Annotated in this window: 14 protein-coding genes; 10 read left to right on the forward strand and 4 right to left on the reverse strand. The window is 37.6% G+C overall.

Going from position 1 to position 20,019, the window contains the following annotated elements:
• The 7 genes from FUA48_RS07030 to FUA48_RS07060 all read left to right on the forward strand — a co-directional run bounded on the left by FUA48_RS07030 (position 1) and on the right by FUA48_RS07060 (position 13,174).
• A complete protein-coding gene (locus FUA48_RS07030; protein WP_147582882.1) occupies positions 1–1,632 on the forward strand; it encodes a pyruvate dehydrogenase complex dihydrolipoamide acetyltransferase in 1,632 nt (543 codons plus the stop codon).
• Between the two features lie 336 nt (positions 1,633–1,968).
• Complete coding sequence (locus FUA48_RS07035) at positions 1,969–2,724, forward strand: M28 family metallopeptidase (RefSeq protein WP_394349208.1); 756 nt, start codon at positions 1,969–1,971, stop codon at positions 2,722–2,724.
• The gene (locus FUA48_RS07040; protein ID WP_147582884.1) at positions 2,725–3,402 is read left to right on the forward strand and encodes an SDR family NAD(P)-dependent oxidoreductase; all 678 of its coding nucleotides are present in this window, start codon (positions 2,725–2,727) and stop codon (positions 3,400–3,402) included.
• 12 nt (positions 3,403–3,414) lie between these two features.
• Complete coding sequence (locus FUA48_RS07045) at positions 3,415–4,014, forward strand: SprT-like domain-containing protein (RefSeq protein WP_147582885.1); 600 nt, start codon at positions 3,415–3,417, stop codon at positions 4,012–4,014.
• An 80-nt stretch (positions 4,015–4,094) separates the two neighbouring features.
• Positions 4,095–5,159 (forward strand): mannose-1-phosphate guanylyltransferase, encoded by a 1,065-nt coding sequence (locus tag FUA48_RS07050; protein WP_129749256.1) that lies wholly within the window; start codon positions 4,095–4,097, stop codon positions 5,157–5,159.
• A 542-nt stretch (positions 5,160–5,701) separates the two neighbouring features.
• On the forward strand, positions 5,702–9,382 hold the full coding sequence (locus FUA48_RS07055) for a gliding motility-associated C-terminal domain-containing protein (RefSeq protein WP_168196946.1): 3,681 nt from the start codon (positions 5,702–5,704) through the stop codon (positions 9,380–9,382).
• A 15-nt stretch (positions 9,383–9,397) separates the two neighbouring features.
• A complete protein-coding gene (locus FUA48_RS07060; RefSeq protein WP_147582887.1) occupies positions 9,398–13,174 on the forward strand; it encodes a T9SS type B sorting domain-containing protein in 3,777 nt (1,258 codons plus the stop codon).
• Positions 13,175–13,221: 47 nt separating this feature from the next.
• On the opposite strand, the gene FUA48_RS07065 is transcribed toward FUA48_RS07060, so the two are convergent.
• From FUA48_RS07065 to FUA48_RS07075, 3 genes are all read right to left on the reverse strand, one after another.
• On the reverse strand, positions 13,222–14,022 hold the full coding sequence (locus tag FUA48_RS07065) for an ABC transporter ATP-binding protein (RefSeq protein WP_147582888.1): 801 nt from the start codon (positions 14,020–14,022) through the stop codon (positions 13,222–13,224).
• Positions 14,022–14,762 (reverse strand): MlaE family ABC transporter permease, encoded by a 741-nt coding sequence (locus FUA48_RS07070; RefSeq protein WP_147582889.1) that lies wholly within the window; start codon positions 14,760–14,762, stop codon positions 14,022–14,024. Before FUA48_RS07070 ends, FUA48_RS07065 begins: the two co-directional genes overlap by 1 nt.
• Positions 14,763–14,842: 80 nt before the next feature.
• Positions 14,843–15,694 (reverse strand): glycosyltransferase family 2 protein, encoded by an 852-nt coding sequence (locus FUA48_RS07075; RefSeq protein ID WP_147582890.1) that lies wholly within the window; start codon positions 15,692–15,694, stop codon positions 14,843–14,845.
• A 73-nt stretch (positions 15,695–15,767) separates the two neighbouring features.
• On the opposite strand from FUA48_RS07075, the gene FUA48_RS07080 reads away from it, so the two are divergent.
• Together FUA48_RS07080 and FUA48_RS07085 are read left to right on the forward strand one after the other, a co-directional pair.
• The gene (locus FUA48_RS07080) at positions 15,768–17,282 is read left to right on the forward strand and encodes a hypothetical protein (RefSeq protein ID WP_147582891.1); all 1,515 of its coding nucleotides are present in this window, start codon (positions 15,768–15,770) and stop codon (positions 17,280–17,282) included.
• Positions 17,279–17,905 carry a gliding motility-associated C-terminal domain-containing protein gene (locus FUA48_RS07085; RefSeq protein WP_147582892.1) on the forward strand — a complete coding sequence of 209 codons (627 nt, stop codon included), beginning with the start codon at positions 17,279–17,281 and terminating at the stop codon, positions 17,903–17,905. The genes FUA48_RS07080 and FUA48_RS07085 overlap by 4 nt, the downstream gene beginning before the upstream one ends.
• A gap of 2 nt (positions 17,906–17,907) precedes the next feature.
• Here the strand turns inward: FUA48_RS07085 and FUA48_RS07090 are convergent, their stop codons facing one another.
• Positions 17,908–18,432 (reverse strand): class I SAM-dependent methyltransferase, encoded by a 525-nt coding sequence (locus tag FUA48_RS07090; RefSeq protein ID WP_147582893.1) that lies wholly within the window; start codon positions 18,430–18,432, stop codon positions 17,908–17,910.
• A gap of 99 nt (positions 18,433–18,531) precedes the next feature.
• Here FUA48_RS07090 and FUA48_RS07095 point away from each other — a divergent pair, with 99 nt between their 5' ends.
• A complete protein-coding gene (locus FUA48_RS07095) occupies positions 18,532–19,998 on the forward strand; it encodes a lipopolysaccharide biosynthesis protein (protein WP_147582894.1) in 1,467 nt (488 codons plus the stop codon).
• Positions 19,999–20,019: the final 21 nt, after the last annotated feature.

Genomic DNA, 20,019 nt, shown 5'->3' on the forward strand with positions numbered 1-20,019 from the left:
ATGGCAGAAATTATTACAATGCCACGATTAAGTGATACTATGACCGAAGGGGTTGTTGCTACGTGGCTTAAAAAAGTTGGAGATAAAATACAGGAAGGGGATATACTTGCTGAAATAGAGACAGACAAAGCTACTATGGAGTTTGAGTCTTTCTATGCAGGTACTCTTTTACATATAGGAATACAGGAAGGGGAGTCGGCTCCGGTTGATTCACTTCTTGCAATTATCGGTAAAGAAGGTGAAGATATTTCCGGCCTTCTAAGCGGTAATGCTGCCCCTGCTGCTAAAGCAGAAGAGAAAAAAGAAGAAGCGGCTCCAAAAGCTGAGGAGAAAAAAGCTCCTGCTGCAGAGTTACCTAAAGATGTTAAGGTAGTTACTATGCCTCGTCTTAGTGATACTATGACAGATGGTACTGTTGCTACATGGCTTAAAAAAGTTGGTGATAAAGTAGAGGAAGGCGATATCCTTGCTGAAATTGAAACTGACAAAGCTACTATGGAGTTTGAATCTTTCAATGCAGGTACACTTTTATATATCGGTGTTCAGGAAGGTCAGTCTGCTCCGGTAGACAGTATTCTTGCAATAATTGGCCCTGCGGGAACTGATGTTAGCGGTATTGCCGAGAACTTTCAGGCCGGAGGTGCAGCTGCAACTGAAACAAAAGAAGAAGCTAAGCCGGCTGAATCTAAAGCAGAAACTGCTGAAGCTCCTAAGGCTGAAGCTGTAAATAACGACGGAGGCAGAGTATTTGTTTCTCCTCTTGCCCGTAAAATAGCAGAAGAAAAAGGAATTAACCTTAATCAGGTTAAGGGTACAGGAGAAAACGGAAGAATCGTTAAGAAAGACGTTGAAGGCTTTACTCCTGGTGCTGCGGCACAACCTACTCAAGCTGCTCCGGCTCCGGCTGCACAGGCAGCACCTGCTGCTCAGCCATTTATTCCTGCTGGTGAGGTAAGCAAAGAAGAGGTTAAAAATAACCAGATGCGTAAAACTATTGCGCGTCGTCTTGCTGAATCTAAATTCACTGCGCCGGAATACAGCCTTACTATTGAGCTTGACATGGATAATGCTATTGCAAGCCGTGGTGTTATAAACGCTGTGCCTGATACTAAAGTATCGTTTAACGATATGGTTATCAAAGCATCTGCAATGGCGATTCGCAAACACCCACAAATCAATACACAGTGGAAAGATGATGTAACGGTATACAATAAGCACATCAGTATTGGTGTGGCTGTTGCTGTAGAAGACGGACTTGTAGTTCCGGTACTTCCTTTTACAGATCTTATGAGTCTTTCTCAAATAGGTAATAACGTAAAAGACCTTGCAGGTAAAGCAAGAAACAAAAAACTTACTCCTGCAGAAATGGAAGGAAGTACGTTTACCGTTTCTAACTTAGGTATGTTTGGTATTCAGGAATTTACTTCTATCATCAACCAACCTAATTCAGCAATTCTTTCGGTAGGTGCTATCGTTCAGAAGCCTGTTGTTAAAAATGGTCAGATAGTAGTGGGTAATACTATGACAGTAACCCTTACTTGCGATCACCGTACTATTGATGGTGCTACGGGAGCTCAGTTCCTTCAAACACTTAGACAGTATATTGAAAACCCTGTTACAATGCTGGCATAAGCCTTATTGTAATTTAAAATAATAAATCCGTTCTGATTTCAGGACGGATTTTTTTTGGGAATATCCGTAAAGCAATAACTATTAGGTGCAGCGGTTGATTTTTACTATTTTAGCAATACAAAACAAAAAACAATGAAAAGAATATCATTCTTTTTCTTTTCGGTACTATTAACCTTAGTTGTTGGCTGTGCCGGTTCTCATACAAAAAAAGAAAATGGTTATAAGGTAAGCGAAGAAAGTATCGCTACTACACTTAAATTTTTAACTTCTGATGAGCTTAAAGGCCGCGACCCGGGTACAGAAGGTATTGAAGAAGCTGCTAAATACCTTGAAGAGGTGTTTGTAAAAAACAGTATTAAGCCCTATTTTATTACCTATAGGGATACACTTTCTAACTTTTCTAAACCTGCGTATAATATTGTAGGTTATCTGGAAGGTAACGATCCTAAACTTAAAAATGAGGTTGTGGTAGTTGGTGCCCATTATGACCATGTGGGTATTGGTAAGGCAGTTGCCGGAGACAGCATCTATAATGGTGCCGATGATAATGCTTCAGGAACTACTGCTGTGACTGAATTTGTGAATTACTATGCTAAAGAGAAGACAAACAAGCGCAGTATATTGTTCTGTTTCTTCTCAGCAGAGGAAAAAGGCTTATTAGGGTCTAAACATCTTGCTGCAAAATTAAAGCAGGCTAATATGAATGTTTACCTGATGCTTAATTATGAAATGATAGGTGTGCCAATGCCTGCAGGAAAAGATATGGTAGCTTTTATGACAGGTTACGGAAAATCTAACCTTGCAGAAAAAATCAATGAATATAGTGGTAAGAAATTTATAGGTTACTATGATTTTGCCATAAAGTATCAGTTGTTCAGGGCTTCGGATAATTATCCTTTCTATACGGAGTTCAATATACCGGCCCACACATTCAGTACTACTGATATGGAGAGTTTCCATTATTACCATCAGCCAGGTGATGAGTTTGATGAGATGGATACTGCTCACATGGCAGATTTTATACAGCAGATGATCCCGATAACGGAAAAGCTTATTAATGCTGAAACCAAAGAAATTGTACTTAAAGACTAAATGAAAAATATAATAATTACGGGAACGAGCAGGGGTATAGGCTATGAGCTGGCACTGCAGTTTGCAAATGCGGGCCATCAGGTTCTTGCCATTTCCAGAAAGGTTCCTCAGGCTTTTATAGAAAACCAGAATATTTCCTGTTTGGCTGTAGATATTTCTGAAGAAGGTAATCTGCAAAAAGTGGATGATTTTATAGCTAACACCTGGCATAAGGCAGATGTACTTATCCATAATGCAGGGGCTCTTATTCATAAGCCGTTTACCCAAATAACTTCTCAGGAATTTGAATATATCTATAAGGTAAATGTTTTTGGTGTAGCTGCCTTAAACAGGGTAGTGCTGCCTTATATGAAAAGCGGAGCGCATGTTATTACAATCAGTAGTATGGGTGGTGTTCAGGGAACAGTAAAGTTTGCGGGGCTTTCAGCCTACAGTTCCAGTAAAGGGGCTGTAATAACATTATCTGAGCTTTTGGCAGAGGAGTATAAAGAGGCTGGTATTGCCTTTAATGTTCTGGCTCTTGGTGCTGTTAATACAGAGATGCTACAAGAGGCGTTTCCGGGTTATGAAGCACCACTTTCGGCAGCTGATATGGCCAATTATATTTATGATTTTGCTTTAACAGGAAATAAATACTTTAACGGCAAAGTGCTGGAAGTATCTTCGAGCACCCCATAAAAGAAATTATAAGTGAAGCATATTATTGACCCTTATTTGCCGGAACATGCTGTTGATAGTGTTTTTGAAATGATAAAACATTATGGGGTTCATCTTAAGATTGTAAACGAAAGGGTTACCCGTCATGGTGATTACAGGAGAGATGCCAATGGATATCATCAGATAACGGTAAACTCAAGCCTTAACAAATACAGGTTCCTTATAACGCTGGTGCATGAAATTGCCCATTTGGCGGCTTTTGAAAAGTTTGGCAGAAACATAAAACCTCATGGTGAGGAATGGAAGGCTACATTTCAGCGACTGATGGTTCCTTATATACGTCCTGAAATATTTCCGCCGCAGTTATTGCCGCTTCTTGCAAGGCATTTCAGAAACCCGAAAGCAAGTAGCGATACTGATGCAACGCTCTCAATTGCGTTGAAGCAATTTGATGAGAAGTCAGATAAAAATTATATTTTTGAAATTCCTTACGGTAGTCATTTCCGCATATACAACGGTAAGATTTTCAGGAAAGGGGCACAAAGGGTTAAGCGTTTTGAATGTATGGAGGTTAGCACCGGAAGGGTATATCTCTTTAATCCAAATGCCGAAGTGGAATTGCTGCCTCATTAATTGTTAAATTGAGGATAAAGCATTTTGAAATTGATTTATAAAATAAAAACTTTACATAAATAAAAACGATTGCCAATATAATGAACAAAAATTATTATGCTGTTTTAATGGCGGGGGGTGTAGGTTCTCGTTTTTGGCCTGTTAGTACTGTACAGTTTCCTAAGCAGTTTCATGATATGCTGGGTACTGGGGAAACACTTATACAAAAAACTTTCAGCAGGCTTTCAAAATTAATCCCTAAAGAAAACATACTTGTACTTACAAACGATATATACAATGATCTTGTTTTAGAGCAGTTGCCCGATCTTTGTCAGGATCAGGTAGTGCTTGAGCCGGCCATGAGAAATACGGCTCCGTGTATTTTGTATGCTACCTTAAAAATAAAAAAACTTAATCCCGATGCCGTTATGGTGGTGGCGCCAAGCGACCACTGGATTGAGGATGAAAATGCTTTTTTGGATAACCTTCAAAAAGCTTTTGATTGTGCCCTTAAACAGGAGGTTTTAATGACTTTGGGTATTCAGCCTACTTTCCCTAATACAGGATATGGTTACATAGAATTTAATAAACAGGATACTAATCTTATTAAAAAGGTTTCTCAGTTTAGGGAAAAGCCGGACTATGCAACTGCAAAAACGTTTTTAAGCAGCGGTAACTTTTTATGGAACGCCGGTATTTTTATCTGGACGGTAGAGGCAGTTTTAAATGCGTTTAGAAAGTTTCAGCCTCAAATGTACCAGTTGTTTAAAGAGGGTTACAATCATTATAATAATCCTGAAGAGAAAGAGTTTATTGAAGAGAATTATACCAAGGCAGATAATATTTCCATTGACTATGCATTAATGGAAAATGCCGAAAACGTATATGTGCTTCCTGCTTCTTTCGACTGGAATGATTTAGGTACCTGGGGCTCACTACATGAAAAACTGGGAAAGGATGAAAATAATAATGCAGTTGTAAATGCAAGGGTTTTTCTTGAAAATGCTACAAATAATATTATCCGTACAGATAATGATAAAACAGTTGTTATAGATGGTCTTGATAATTACATTGTTGTAGACAGGGATGATATACTGCTTATCTATCCAAAAGAAAAAGAGCAGGAAATTAAAAAAATCACTGCTATTGTTACTAAGAATAAATAGCAGCTGTAGCAGGCACTGTTAAATTTAACTTTTTTTTAAGTAATTTATTTTCAATAAACTATCTTTATTCGTCAGGATATTAATAGTGCTGAAAAAGAATTGCTAGTCTGGGATAAAACATAATGTTTATCCTGTATTTTTTTCGATTAGTAAGATATGTTACTAGTCGATTTTTTTTGTCCGGAAGTTTCATCTTTTCGGATAAGCACTTTTATAAACCTCGTTTTTATTAAGGATAGCCAATAGGATTTTCGTTTTTATTGATAATCAATATGTATGGCTTTATGTTGTTTTATGAAGCATGGAGTTTAGGGTAAATTGAGAAGGAAATTACAACTATTTAAGGAGTATAGGCATCTTAATAAGTAAGGCTGTAATGCTGTTGAATTAAAGCAATACAGTTTTAAAACGAATTTCCGGAAAAATACAGGTAGTTCAGTTAGAATCTGCCGGTATGTAAGAATAAACCAAACCGCTATATAATGAACATAGACCTTACTTTGAGGCGATTGCTTTTTACGTTTTCGCTCTTAATGTTTAGTATGGCAACTTTTGCCCAATTGCCCAATTTTACCTTAACAGTTACTCCTACACCGCAAACCTGTTTGGGTAACGGAATGCTTGGTTTTTCTGTTTCCGGTACTAATCCTTCGGCAAGTATGGACTATACCGTATATCTTTTACCCGATACCACTACCCCTGTAGGTGTAACCACCTCTTCATTTTTAGGTAGTTTGAGTGCAGGAGATTATATGGTTGTTGCAACACAATCTTTAGGCGGTAATTCTAATACTCAAACTGCATCAGTTACCATAATAGATCAGGTGATTGCATTAAACTATCTTCTTCAAACGGTTAGGGTGAGATGTGGTGCAGACGGGAAAATAACTGTAAATGTATTAACAGGAACAGCAGTTTCTTACGAAATAATATCCGGTCCCGTAACAAGACCGTTACAGCCGTCAAATGTATTTAATAACCTGCCTATAGGTTTATACCAGGTAAGGGTGCATGATAACTGCGGGAATGCGGTTGTTGTGTCTGTACAGCTTACTGCGGAAACACCTACAATGTCGTTAGATCCTTTTACAGCTTTTTTAGATCCTTTGCCTGACTGTAATACTATAACGATTCAAAATACTATTCCGGATTTTCTTCCTCCCGGAACTGATATATTTTTACCTATAACTGCAACTTATACTATTTATCCTCCAAACGGAGGTCAACCTGTTACTTTGCTAGCTCCTGATAATGGTTTAAGAGTAGATATACCTTTTTATAATGGTGAACAATATAGTTATGATGTAACGGTTGTTGATGCCTGCGGTAATGTATTTGAGTTCTCTGATTTTGTTATAACACCTACTTTTTCTGCTATTGTTACTCCGGAGGTTTATACTTGCGAAGACTTTAGTTTCTCTATTGATGTGTTTAATTATATGCCACCGTTTACGGTTCAGTTTTTAGATACGCCTGCCGGATTTAATCCTGCTTCTTTTAATACCATGCATCCGAATTTTACTGAAATTGATCAAATGGTGTATGGTTCTGAAACCAATAGTGTTCCTATGGGTGACTATACAGTACAGGTTACCGATGGTTGCGGGAATGTCGCGGTGAGTAGTTTTACAATTGAAACATTAGAGCTAACGCCTCAGGTAGTAGTACAAAGTTTGGGTTGTACTTCATCCTCTGTAAAATTAAGTATACCGGGTAGGGATATTATTAATATAGAATTAGTAAGTGCACCGGCAGATTATCCGGAATCTTTACCGCAGGATTTGTCAGCCCTGATAAATAGTGATGGAGAGTTTATGATAACAGGATTGGCTTATGGTACTTATGTTTTTGAGTTTACTGATGAATGCGGTATTGAGTATACTGAAGAAATTACAGTAGGATCTTCAACTTTTAATGTAGATGTTAGTCAGCGTCCCGGTTGTGAGGAGGGTATAGGTTCTATGATGGCTAAGGGTATAGGTACCACTCTCACTACTGCAAGTATAATTTCTGCTCCGCCTGCATTTGAAGCTCCATTGCCTGCAAACGTTTCGGCAAATATAAATTTTGTAGGTACCCTTTACATGAACAGTCTTCCGGAAGGAGAATATGTTTTTAGTTTCAGTAATGAATGTGGTGGTATTATCACCATGGATGTTACAGTAGTGGGATATCACAAAGTAGTAAACAGCTATGCAGTTACAGAAAATTGCGGCTCATTTGTGCTTAATATACAAAATGCGAGTAACGGTACCGAACTTCAGCAGTTCTGGCTGCAAAAATATTATCCCGGTATTGACGACTGGGGGCATCCGGGAACCGGTGCAACAGCGGCTAACGTAGGCTCTGTAAATGCAGTTACATTAATAAATAATGCAAATAATTTAAGCCTGCCTTACGATGGTCAGTTCAGGATAGTTAAAACATTTAATACCTATAGCAACGGTAGTTCGGCAAATAATAAATGTACAGAGGTTTTACATGAATTCTTTGTAAGTGGTGGTCCGCAAATTATCGATTATTATAATACTCCCTGTTTAACAGGTAATGTTGAAGTGGCTATTGAAGCCGAAGGTATAGGCCCGTTAAACTATGCTGTAATAGAAATGAATGGTGAGCCATTTTTTATTGATAACGAGGAGTCTAATGTTTTTAATGGACTGGTACCCGGAACTTATATTTTCAGGGTGGAAGACAGTTGCGGGAACTACAGAAATGTACAGCTGGATCTTACAGAGGTACAGCCTATAGAAATAACAGCTTCAAATTTGTGTCAGGGTGTAAACGGGCAGTTATCAGTTCCGCAGTTTTCGTTTCTTAGCTATGAGTGGTATAACGGCGATGATCCGGATACAATTTTAAGCACATCAAACACTCTTGAATTTTCACCTTTTAATGGTAATACAGATTCTGGTACTTATTATGTTAGGGTTTTTACCGACAATCCTGTTTCCTGTATGAACCAGACATTGGAATATGAAGTTTTACCAACCAATGAACTTAATGCAGGCGATGATAATACAGTTTTGTATTGTAATGATGGCTCTGTAATTAATCTTGAAAACTATTTAAGTAGCCCTCATGATGAAGGAGGAGTTTGGAGTGATGTTAACGGTACCGGAATGCTTTCTGGTAGTGAGTTTGATATTACCAATCTTGAGGAGGGGATATATGAGTTCAGGTATATTATAACAGGAATGTGTAATATGGCCGATGAGGCTGTTATTACCGTTAACCTTACGGATATTCCTGATGCGCCGCAGGCAGATCCTGTAGCGGCAATTTGTGAAGGGGAAGATATTATGCTTGGTGCCGGCGAAGTTGTAAATGCAGTTTATGAATGGACAGGGCCGGATAACTTTACTTCTTCAGAGCAAAATCCGGTTATAGCAAATGCCGGAATAACTGCTGCGGGTACTTATCAGGTAAGGGTAGTGGTAAACGGATGTGCTTCATTAACGACCCCTGTAAATGTAATGGTAAAAGAATTACCTGTTTTTGAAATTACGGGTGATGCCTCTCTATGTGAGGGACAAACAGGGCAACTTGAAATAATAAGCGGGAATTTTGACGAAGACCTGGTTACTTATCAATGGTATCTGGATAATAATCTTATTGAAGGTGTAGATGCTTTGGAAATTGAAGTTTATGAAACCGGTGTTTACAGTGTAACGGTAAGCAGTGATGGTTGTATTACAGAGGAATCTTTTGAGGTAACCGAAAATACAGCAGCTTTTGATGTTATTATAGAAAACGGCTGTCGTGATTTTGATTATATGGTATGGATTGCAAATGCTGATGAACTGGATGGTGTTTCATATAGCTGGACAGGCCCCGAAGGTTTCAATGCGGTAGGCTCTGAAATTAATATATCGCAATTAGCTGCGGGTACATATACTGTAGAAGCTGTTAATGTTGAAGGTTGCAGTGTAACTGCCTCAGTAGATATTGATAATACTTTTTGCCTTATTCCGAGGGGAATATCTCCCGGTGATGACGATTATAACAATGAATTTGATTTGTCTAACCTAAACGTGCAGGATTTAAAGATTTATAACCGTTATGGGTTACTTGTATATGAAAAACAAAATTACAAGAATGAATGGCATGGACAGTCCGATAAAGGTGATGAACTGCCGACAGGGACATATTATTATGTAGTGACACTTTCTGCCGGTAAAAAAGTAACAGGCTGGGTCTACCTACAAAGATATTTAAACTAACTAAACCTCTATATTATGTTAAACCTTACTGCCGGGAAAAAGATTTTTACACTTTTTTGGCTCTTATGTTCACTTTCTGCCTTTGCGCAGCTACCTTCCTTTACTGTGACTGCAACCCCCACTGCACAAACATGTTTAGGTAATGGTTCGCTTGCCTTTTCTGTTTCGGGTACAGATCCCGCAGCTACTATAGATTATACAGTATATCTTTTGCCTGATACAACAAACCCGGTAGGATTTACCACATCTTCAACATTAAATAGTCTTGAGGCAGGTAACTACCTTGTTATTGCAACACAATCTTTAGGGGCTCAGTCTAATACAGCGTCGGTAAATGTTACTATAACAAATAATACGGTGCCTATTAATTATACAATAGTTGGTACACCGGTACATTGTGGCAACGATGGTGTAATTACAGTTAATGTTACATCAGGAACTGGTCCGTTTACTTATGAAATTATGTCTGGACCCGTTACATTTCCTGAGCAGGCTTCAAATGTTTTCAATAATTTGCCCGGCGGGTCTTATCAGGTAAGGGTACACGACAGTTGTGGCGATGCTAATGTGGTTACTTATCAGGTAATAGTTGTACCGGCAGGTATTTATATAGGTGAACCTATTGTAGATCCGGGAGCTTTACCTGAGTGTAATATGATAAATATTTCTCATTTATATACTGATGCAGGAAGTAATAGTGAAATATTTTTTCCTTTAGTATTTCAATATACGGTTTATCCTCCGGGAGGAGGAACACCTGTTATTGTCACACAAAATGTAGCAAACGGATCACCTTCCGGTGTAAATACAATAGAATCAACTATTCCCTTTTATAACGGTCAGGCATATGAGTATGATTTGCAGATTACTGATGTTTGTGGCAATGTGTTTTCTTTAAATGATGTAGAAATAGAAGAAGAACTTGATCTTGATTTGACATATGCCTATGCACAATGTGAAGAGTTTATATTAAGGTTAGGACTGGCTCATTTCGGTACGCCTTATACGGTTACTTTTCTGGATTCACCGGCTGGTTTTGTACCGTCAGACTTTAATGCTTCACATCCTCTTTTTTCAAGTAATGAAACATTTTACGGTACCCAGGATAATCCTCTTCCTGTCGGGACATATAATGTACAGGTGACCGATTTCTGTGGTAATACGGTTGTAAAAGAGGTTGTAGTAGAAACGCAGGGAGAGCCTAACTATATAGCTGCATTTACACCTTCTACATGTGCAGGACAGGTTGGAATAATGTATGAAATGGGTGCGATTACACATGTGGAGATTGTGGCAGCTCCCGATGCTTATCCGAATGCATTGCCTGATGATGTTTCGGAATATATATCACCTACAGATAATTCAGAATTTTTAATGGCCCCCCTTCCTGTGGGTAGTTATACATTTATAGTAACTGACGGATGTGGTGTTGAGCATACACTGGAAATGGAGATTAATCCTTTTGAGTGGGATGGTTTTTTATTTGAGCAAAGGGCTGGTTGTGCGCTGGGTGATGGCTCAGTGCATGTAGTAGTAAGCCAAAATTCTATTTCAAGTATAGAGATAACTTCTGCACCGTCTACTTTTCAACAGACATTGCCTTTTGATGCATCGGCCTATATAGCTTCAGACGGTTCGGTTTACATGAATTCCCTGCCTCAGGGTAATTATACCTTTGAGGGATTAGATTCATGTGGATTTGCACATTCAGGCCAGGTTTTAATACAGGGCTATGCTGTACAAACTAATAATATAGAGGTTGTCCCAAATTGTGGATCTTTTGATTTAGAACTTGAGTATGCAGCAAATAGTACTGGCGCAGTTTCATACTGGCTCCAGAAATATAATCCTGATACAAATACCTGGGGTCATCCGGGAACAGATGTTGCCTACCCTGAAGGTTCACAACCAACTAATTTTAATTCAATATTTTTAAATAATAATGCCACTAACTACAGTTTTGGTTATTTGGGAGACTTTAGAGTGATACGTGTGTTTTTTGTTTTCTCTAACGGCTTAGCACCAACTACAAGATGTGTACACGTAATTAGTGAGTTTACATTTGATGGCCTGCCGACGATTACAGATGTATACAGTTTGCCTTGTGGTGGTACGGAAATGCATGTGGCAGTTGAGGCAGAAGGCATGCCACCGCTTACTTACAGTATAACCCAGATGAACGGTAATCCGTTTCTTGTAGATAACGGTACAAATAACGTGTTTACAGGTTTAACTCCGGGGACTTATAACTTTAGGGTTACCGATGAATGTGGAAACTTTAGAAATGTACAACTGGATATTAACGATCTTGAACCGGTTGATATAATAGCTACAGGATTATGTGATGGTGCAGACGGGCAACTTTTTGTTTCACAATTCTCAATATTTGAATACCAATGGTGGAAGGAAGGTAATCCGGGAGTTATTTTGAGTACGACCAATACTCTTGATTTTCCTTCATTCAATTCAGCTACCGATGCTGGAACTTACTTTGTGAGTTTAGTAGCTACAGGAGGAGGTATTGATTGTGAGCAGATACTTGAGTATGAGGTATTGCCTTCGGCGGCGGCAAATGCAGGTGATGATGATACTATTACCTTTTGTAACGATGGGCAGGCTATAGATCTAAACGTACTTTTAAGTACTCCGCATGATGAAGGAGGTGTGTGGAGTGATGTAAACGGTAGTGGTGCTCTTACAGGTAATATGCTTACTACTGAAGGGCTAACAGCGGGGGTGTATGAGTTTAGGTATACGGTAACCGATATGTGTGATAACGCAGATGAGGCCGTAATTATAATAAACCTAAGGGATATTCCTCAGGCACCGCTTGCCGATCCTGTGGCGGCCGTTTGTGAAGGTGAAGATGTTCAGCTTGGTGCTGCTACTGTCGCAAATGCCGTTTACGAATGGACAGGCCCGGATAATTTTGCTTCTGCAGAACAAAATCCAATGATAGCAAATGCAGGTGTTGCTGCTAATGGTATCTATGAGGTTAGGGTTGTTGTAAATGGCTGTGTTTCTGAAACAGCTACTGTTAATGTTGTAGTTAATCCGTCTCCGGATTTTAGTATAGAAGGTGGTACTGCTCTTTGTGAAGGACAAACCGGGCAACTAACTGTTGTGGCAGAAAACTTTGATGTTAATGCAGTTACTTATCAGTGGTATTTTGAAGAGGAACAGCTTCCAGATGTTGATGCTTCAGTTATAGATGTTCAGGAGACAGGAAGTTATCGCGTTGAGGTTAATAATAATGGTTGTTTAGCTGAACAAACTATAATAGTTACGAAGAATACAAACGCCTTTGAACTGGTGCTTGAAAACGGGTGTAATAATTTTGATTATGTAATATCTGTAACAAGTACTGATGATCTTGATGGAGCTACTTATAACTGGACAGGTCCTGAAGGATTTAATGCTTCGGATTCTGAAATTGTAATTTCAGAAATGCCTGCCGGAACCTATGCAGTTGAGGTAACTAATATGCAGGGATGTTCAGCAACTGCATCTGTAGACGTAGAAAGTACTTTCTGTACGATACCAAGAGGCGTGTCTCCGGGTGATGATGGCTATAATGATACTTTTGATCTTACTAACCTAAACGTACAGGAAATAAAAATATTTAATCGTTACGGGCTTTTAGTGTATGAAAAAGCAGGCTATGTTAATGAATGGCATGGTCAGTCAGACCACGGTGATGAGTTGCCTACGGGAACTTATTATTATGTGGTTACGCTTTCGGCCGGTAAACAGGTAACAGGTTGGGTCTACCTTCAAAGACCAGTTAATTAATGGTATTTTAAGTGTCAAAAAAAAAGCTTAGCATTTGCTAAGCTTTTTTATTTATTAAGATGTAAATCGTTACTTCTTTCGTCGTCATCTTCTTCAAGAAGACTTTCGCGTACTTTCTTGAACAGGTCTGACGAGTAAACAAATTCCACAATAGATTTGTTTCTTGTTTCCAGTATCTGTTCGTTAGTACCTTCCCACTCTTTTATTCCGTTTTTAAGGAATATAATCTTTTCACCTATCTGTAATACAGAGTTCATATCGTGTGTGTTTATCACAGTAGTAATGTCATACTCACGGGTAATTTCCTGTATAAGTTCATCAATAAGAATAGATGTTTCCGGGTCAAGGCCTGAGTTAGGCTCATCACAAAACAGGTATTTAGGGTTATTAACAATAGCTCTTGCTATAGCAACCCTTTTTTGCATACCTCCCGAAAGTTCGTTAGGAAACTTATGGTTGGCATCTTTCAGGTTAACCCTGTCAAGTACTTCATTTACCCTTTCTTTAATTACCCTGCTTTTCTTGTCGGTAAACATTTTTAAGGGAAAGCCCACATTGTCTTCCACATTCATGGAGTCAAAAAGGGCGCTGCCCTGAAACACCATTCCTATCTCTGTTCTAAGTTTTCTTTTTTCGTCTTTGCTTAGTTCAGAATATATTCTTCCGTCAAATGAAATTGTTCCCACTTCAGGGGTATGTATACCTAAAAGCGATTTAAGCATTACGGTTTTACCCGATCCGCTTCGCCCTATTATAAGGTTAGTTTTTCCGGTTTCAAAAGTTGCAGAAATACCTTTAAGCACTTTGGTATCCCCAAACGATTTTTCTATGTCTTTAATCTCAATCATTAGCTTAAAAGTAATTGCGTTATAATATAGTTAACGGTAATAATAACCACACTGGTCCACACGAATGATGTGGTACTTGCCTTACCAACTTCCAGCGCTCCTCCTTTCATGTAAAAACCATGGAATGAAGGAATGGTTGCCAACAGCATACCGAAAATAAAGGTTTTAAGAAATGCATAAAACACATGGAAAGGTATAAAGTCGGTTTGTATACCGGTAATAAACTGGTCACTTCCTACAAAGCCTCCATAAACACCTGCAAGCCATCCTCCTAAAATTCCAAGGAACATAGAGATTGCAATTACAAACGGATATAACGTAAAGGCAACGATTTTAGGGAATACAAGGTAGTTAATAGCATTAACCCCCATAACTTCCAGTGCGTCTATCTGCTCTGTAACCCTCATGGTACCTATACTTGATGTGATGTATGAACCTGCACGACCCGCCATAATTATGGAAATGAAAGTAGGCGCAAACTCAAGTATAACCGATTGCCTTGTCGCAAATGCGATAAGCGATTTTGGTATAAGTGGGTTTGTAAGGTTAAGTGCTGTTTGTATGGCAACAACCCCACCTATAAAGAACGAAATGAAGGCTACAATGCCTAGTGAGCCGATAATAAGGTCGTCTATTTCCTTAAGTATCAGCTGTTTCATTACGACCCATTTTGTTGGCTTATTAAAAACCTCCTTGATCATAAGGAAGTAACGGCCTATCTGATGTAAAGCTTTAATCATCTAAATTTCAAAATAAAGGCTAAAGTACCGAATTGTAGTCAGTTTTTAGTATTACTTAATAGTTTTTTAATATTCTTGGGTTAGTTAAAGACTTTCTTTTTCATCTTTGCCCAACGGTATTTTCTTATGAATTTTGCCTGTTCTTTTGTTACCAGCATTGTTTTCTTTTCTCTCTTTGCTTTAAAGTAACCGTTTATGTAATCGGCAAAAAGTGATGGTTTGCCTTTTCTCATTGCCAGCTTGGCAGAGGCAATTGCAGTAATCAGAAATCCGTAACCTAAAGTATAAAATGCTGCGCCCTGTTTATAACGTGCCGTTTTATCGTAATTAGCCCCTGTAGGTTTCAGGTGTTTTACCTTAAGGCTGTTTATGGTTATTACTTCCCAACCGTAAAATTTGGCAAGTAGTTCGTCTACAGTGTCCCATCCCATGGCAACCCTTAGTTTGTCCATCTGTAAAAAGCACTCTTTACGGTATGCTTTAAATGCGCCGCGAATATGGTCTTTATCGGTAAGGTTCTCCAGTATCCATTTACCATTTTGTTCTATGTAGGCAAATCCGCCTACCATGCCTGCCTTGGGGTTGTTTTTAAAGGTATTGAGTATGGTTTCAAAATAATTGTCAGGTAATATCAGGTCGGCATCCAGTTTTACAATTATGTCATAATCCTCATCAATAGTTTCATAACCAGCATTAAAAGCCTGTATTACTTTGCTTCCCGGTAGGTGAACTGCATCGGAAGATTTATTGACCAGTTTAATCCACGGATATTTTTGAGCAAACTCGTGTATTATATCTGCTGTCCTGTCGGTAGAACTGTCGTTTACTACTACAGCTTTTGCAGGCAAAACAGTTTGCTCTGCAAGCGATTGCAGTGTGATAGCCATAAAAGCTTCCTCGTTGTATGCCGGGATAATGGTATAATATTTCATTTTCTATAGAAGTTGGTGCAAATATCCTCATAAATTTTTACTTTTGAAATTATCATTAACCTCACCTTAAAAAATGAAAAAATACCTTTTTTTGTTATTGCCTTTAAGTGCGTTTTCCCAAGTATCTTTTCCTAATAATGCTACTTCAGTGCCTTCAGGGGCTGAAAGGGTTTCTAATTTCACTGTTTCTGATGCAGGTAATGACAGACTTGAAATAGCAAATGGTACACAAATAGGAGGACAGTTTATACCTACTTTATGGTCTTATAGGGAAAGTAGTAATTCCTTTTCAATGGTGTTTACATCGGCAATATCTTCAATGATGGATAACGGCGCAAGTCCGGTTATGCTATTTACAACGGGTGTTCCTACTCAAATTATTCCCGGAGCACCAGCAACAGGAGATTTTTTTTGGGGACCATCAGGAACAACAAACGCCGTTATGAACAGACCTTTGTTTCAATGGAGAAATGCGTCGTCTAAATTAATGACAATACTGGCTAATGGAAATATAGGTATCAATACTGAGTCTCCCTCGGCTATATTGCATACTGATGGACAGGTACGTTTTCAAAATCTTTTGAATACTAATACACCTCCGGCTTTTATACTTGGTACTGATACGGCAGGGAATGTATATGAATATGAAATGCCGGCCGGAACAGGAGGTACTGACTATGATTGGCTGGTAACTGACGGATCGTTTCCCGGTTCTGTTAACGATAATATTTACACTAATGGCTCAGTTGGTTTTAATGTTCAAAATCCACTGGCAACTATTCATGCAAACGGGCCTATAATATTTGAAGGATTGCCAAACTCGACTAATCCTGTATTTTTATTAGGGGTTGATTCATTTGGTAACGTTGCAAGATATCCTGTGCCTGAAGGAGGAGTAGATGGAGATTCCGACTATGATTGGTTAGCTTCTGATGGCTCATTTGCCGACTCTATTGATGATAATATTTATACAAACGGTTTTGTTGGTTTTAACGTTCAAAATCCGGTTGCTGTAATTCATTCGAATGGTTCTGTAAAATTTGAAGCGTTACCTAATGGAACAGATGCAGTATTTATGTTAGGAACAGATGCAGAGGGTAATGTGTTAGAGTTTCCGGTCCCTACTGGCGAAGTTTCGTCTGGTGATGCAGACTGGTTTACTCTGAATGGTTCTTCTCCGGAATCTATAGATGATAATATTTATACAAACGGAAAAGTAGGTATTAATGTTACAGAACTCCCTGTTATGGTTGGAGATGAGGATGTAAGTTTTTATAATCTTTTTGTTTCGGGAGGTATTCTTACAGAAGAGGTTAGAGTTGCTCTTGTAGATGAATGGGCAGATTATGTTTTTAAAGAAGACTATAAGCTTACCGATTTAAAGGATGTTGAAGGATATATAAAAGAAAACGGACATTTAAAAAATATTCCTAGTGAAGAGGAAGTAAAGCAAAATGGGGTTGAACTGGCAGAGATGAACAAATTGTTGCTTGAAAAGGTTGAAGAGCTTACACTTTATGTTATAGACCTTAATAAAAAACTGGAACAACAACAGGAGGAAATCAAAAAACTAAAAGAAGAAAAATGAAAATAAGAATGTTTTCTTTTTGTTTGTTACTGTTTTCTTTAAATGCTGTTGCAGTATCAGTTCCGCCTATTGGATTTTTGTTTTTTAATAGGACAAATGGTTCTGTCGATTCTGTAATGAGAAGTCAGTTAACAACAAATTGTGAGTTTAATATATTACTAGATTCACCAGAACAGAATAGTGTCTTTTTATATGAGGCATCGAATAGCATTACTACTCAGGAGAATTATTTTATAAATACCGGTGATGAACGAAACATAACCATGAAGGCGGGTAAGGTTATTGTTTTGAAAAAAGGAACCAGGATATTAAAAGGTAACCGTTACCTTGCAAGAATTGAGCCTTGTGAAACTGTTTGCTATTCAGCTAATGAAGTCGAAATTCCAAGAGGTATTTCTCCTAATGGTGATAGTAAAAATGATCAGTTTGATTTATCTTTTCTTTGCAGTCATAGCCTTACGATATTTAACAGGTATGGAGAAATAGTTTATAAAGAAGATAATTATTCTGATCAGTGGCACGGACAATCTGATAAAGGAGACCTTCCTACAGCAACTTACTATTATGTTATTAGTTTTGCTAAAGGAGGCAGGCTTAGCGGTTGGGTTTATCTTCAAAAATAAGGTTAACTTTTCTTCTCGGCATACACAATATAATAACGAGGCGTTATAAGTCTTAAGAATGGACGGATTCCTATTTTTTTAGTGGGATTTGTCCATTTTTTTTTGTCTTTAATTATCCATCCCGTTTTTTCAAGAAGCCAGTCCAGCTGCCAGTCTTCAAACTCATGATAGTGCCTGTCCCACATATCGGTTTTACTTCTGTATGCAGGGCTAAACCATAAACGCATGGGTACAGAGATTATAATTTTGTCACTTTTTATTTTTTGTAAAACAGTATATGGGTTTAAAAGGTGTTCAAAGATTTCAAAAGCTGTTAGCACATCATATTCTTTTTCTTCAATAGCTTTTTGGTTGGTGTCAATGTCTTCACCGGTAGTATTGATAACATTGTATCCTTCTTTTTTCATTATTTCAGAAAAAGGATTTACAGTACCTAAGTCAAGTATATTGCTGTTTTCAGGAACGTGTTTTTTTAAAAAATCCAATGTAATGTTATAGCGTTTATGAGGAAAAGTTTTTTCGTACATTTTTATAGAATTGAATTTCAAAAATATAAAAAAAGTATGTCTGTAGTCTCATAAATGAAAACTATATTTGTTACTGCTATATATAATTAAACTTAACTGTTGGCTAATAAAACAATACATAAACAGGCAATATTTTATACATTAATAAATTATCTGGGTACAGCTATAGGTATAGTTTCTGCTTTGTTTATTTATCCTTTAGATTATGGCTTTTCAGGAATAGTAAAATTCATAGATAATATTACTCAGTTGCTTTATCCTGTAATGGTTTTAGGAGCTTCTCATGCCTTAATAAAATTTTATCCTGCATTAGATGATAAGAGAAGGAAACAGCTGTTTAATTATAGTCTTATTTCTATACTTACTGTTTCAGTAGTAGTGCTGTTTTTTATAATTGCTTTTGATAAGATAACGGGTTATAAAAAAATAATACTGGTTTATTTTGCTTTCCCTATATCCATATCATTAGCTTTTATTGATTTGTTTAGAAAACAGGCACAACAAATGCAGAAACTGGCAGTGCCTGCCCTCTTTGAAAAGATAATACCCAAAATAGCACTCCCTGTACTGTTTATAATGCTGTTAAATAATGTGCTCGGCGTTAATGAGTCGCTTTTCTATTATGTAATAACTTATATGGTAGTGTTTCTTTTTACAGGTTTCTATCTTTTCAGATACTTTAAACCCGGATATAATTATAGGTTTAAAACACTTTTTGGCGAAATATCCAGAAGGGATTATTTTAGGTATAGTCTTTTTTCCTTTGCAGGAAGTTTAGGTTCGGTACTTGCTTTTAGAATAGATGGTATAGTTGTGTTTAATCTTATTTCGGATGAAGCAAATGGTATATTTGGTAATGCAGTAACAATAGCATCTGCTATGCAGGTTCCTGCAATAGGTCTTTTTGCTTTGTACGCTCCGGTTATTTCTGAATATCTTAAGTCAGGAAATTTGAAAGAATTGCATGTAAAGTATAAGGAAACAGCAAGGTTGTTGTTTTTTGTAGGGGCACTGTTGTTTAGTTGTATTGTTATAGGGATTGATGATTTATTCAGTTTGTTGCCTTCTTATGAGAAATTAAGGCAAATGATACCTGTTATCTGCATATCCGGTTTTAGTGTTCTTATAAATATGGCTACAGGTTTTAATACCGAGATTATTACCTATTCTAACTACTATAGGTTTAATATGATTGCTATTGTAAGTTTGATAGGTTTAAATATTCCCCTTAATCTTTTTGTGGTGTATTATACCGATTGGGGTATAGAAGGAATAGCTTGGGCGTCGTTTGTTTCGGTAACCTTATTTAATGCTCTTAAAATGGTGTTTATTTATAAAAAGTTCAGACTGCTTCCGTTTGATAAAAACTTCTTTATACTAGGACTTATTTTTGCTTCGTCTTTATGCCTCGTTTGTTTATTGCCTGATTTATCGGATAATTTTTTAAATCTGGTATTCAAAGTAGGCCTGTCGCTTATTCTGAATATTGTTATTGTTTACAAGCTGAGGTTAGTGCATCAGGTAACCGTATGGGTAGATAAAGCGATGTTTTTTGTAAGGAAATAAAAAAAGGACAGCTATAGCCGT

The organism is Flavobacterium alkalisoli, assembly GCF_008000935.1.
In the GTDB taxonomy this organism is placed as follows: domain Bacteria; phylum Bacteroidota; class Bacteroidia; order Flavobacteriales; family Flavobacteriaceae; genus Flavobacterium; species Flavobacterium alkalisoli.

Excerpts from the sequence above, each read along its gene's own strand:
- FUA48_RS07075 (WP_147582890.1), bottom strand. The coding sequence starts at position 15,694 with ATGAAATATTATACCATTATCCCGGCATACAACGAGGAAGCTTTTATG.
- FUA48_RS07050 (WP_129749256.1), top strand. The coding sequence starts at position 4,095 with ATGAACAAAAATTATTATGCTGTTTTAATGGCGGGGGGTGTAGGTTCT.
- FUA48_RS07085 (WP_147582892.1), top strand. The coding sequence starts at position 17,279 with ATGAAAATAAGAATGTTTTCTTTTTGTTTGTTACTGTTTTCTTTAAAT.
- FUA48_RS07040 (WP_147582884.1), top strand. The coding sequence starts at position 2,725 with ATGAAAAATATAATAATTACGGGAACGAGCAGGGGTATAGGCTATGAG.
- FUA48_RS07030 (WP_147582882.1), top strand. The coding sequence starts at position 1 with ATGGCAGAAATTATTACAATGCCACGATTAAGTGATACTATGACCGAA.
- FUA48_RS07070 (WP_147582889.1), bottom strand. The coding sequence starts at position 14,762 with ATGATTAAAGCTTTACATCAGATAGGCCGTTACTTCCTTATGATCAAG.
- FUA48_RS07065 (WP_147582888.1), bottom strand. The coding sequence starts at position 14,022 with ATGATTGAGATTAAAGACATAGAAAAATCGTTTGGGGATACCAAAGTG.
- FUA48_RS07090 (WP_147582893.1), bottom strand. The coding sequence starts at position 18,432 with ATGTACGAAAAAACTTTTCCTCATAAACGCTATAACATTACATTGGAT.
- FUA48_RS07080 (WP_147582891.1), top strand. The coding sequence starts at position 15,768 with ATGAAAAAATACCTTTTTTTGTTATTGCCTTTAAGTGCGTTTTCCCAA.
- FUA48_RS07060 (WP_147582887.1), top strand. The coding sequence starts at position 9,398 with ATGTTAAACCTTACTGCCGGGAAAAAGATTTTTACACTTTTTTGGCTC.
- FUA48_RS07055 (WP_168196946.1), top strand. The coding sequence starts at position 5,702 with ATGGCAACTTTTGCCCAATTGCCCAATTTTACCTTAACAGTTACTCCT.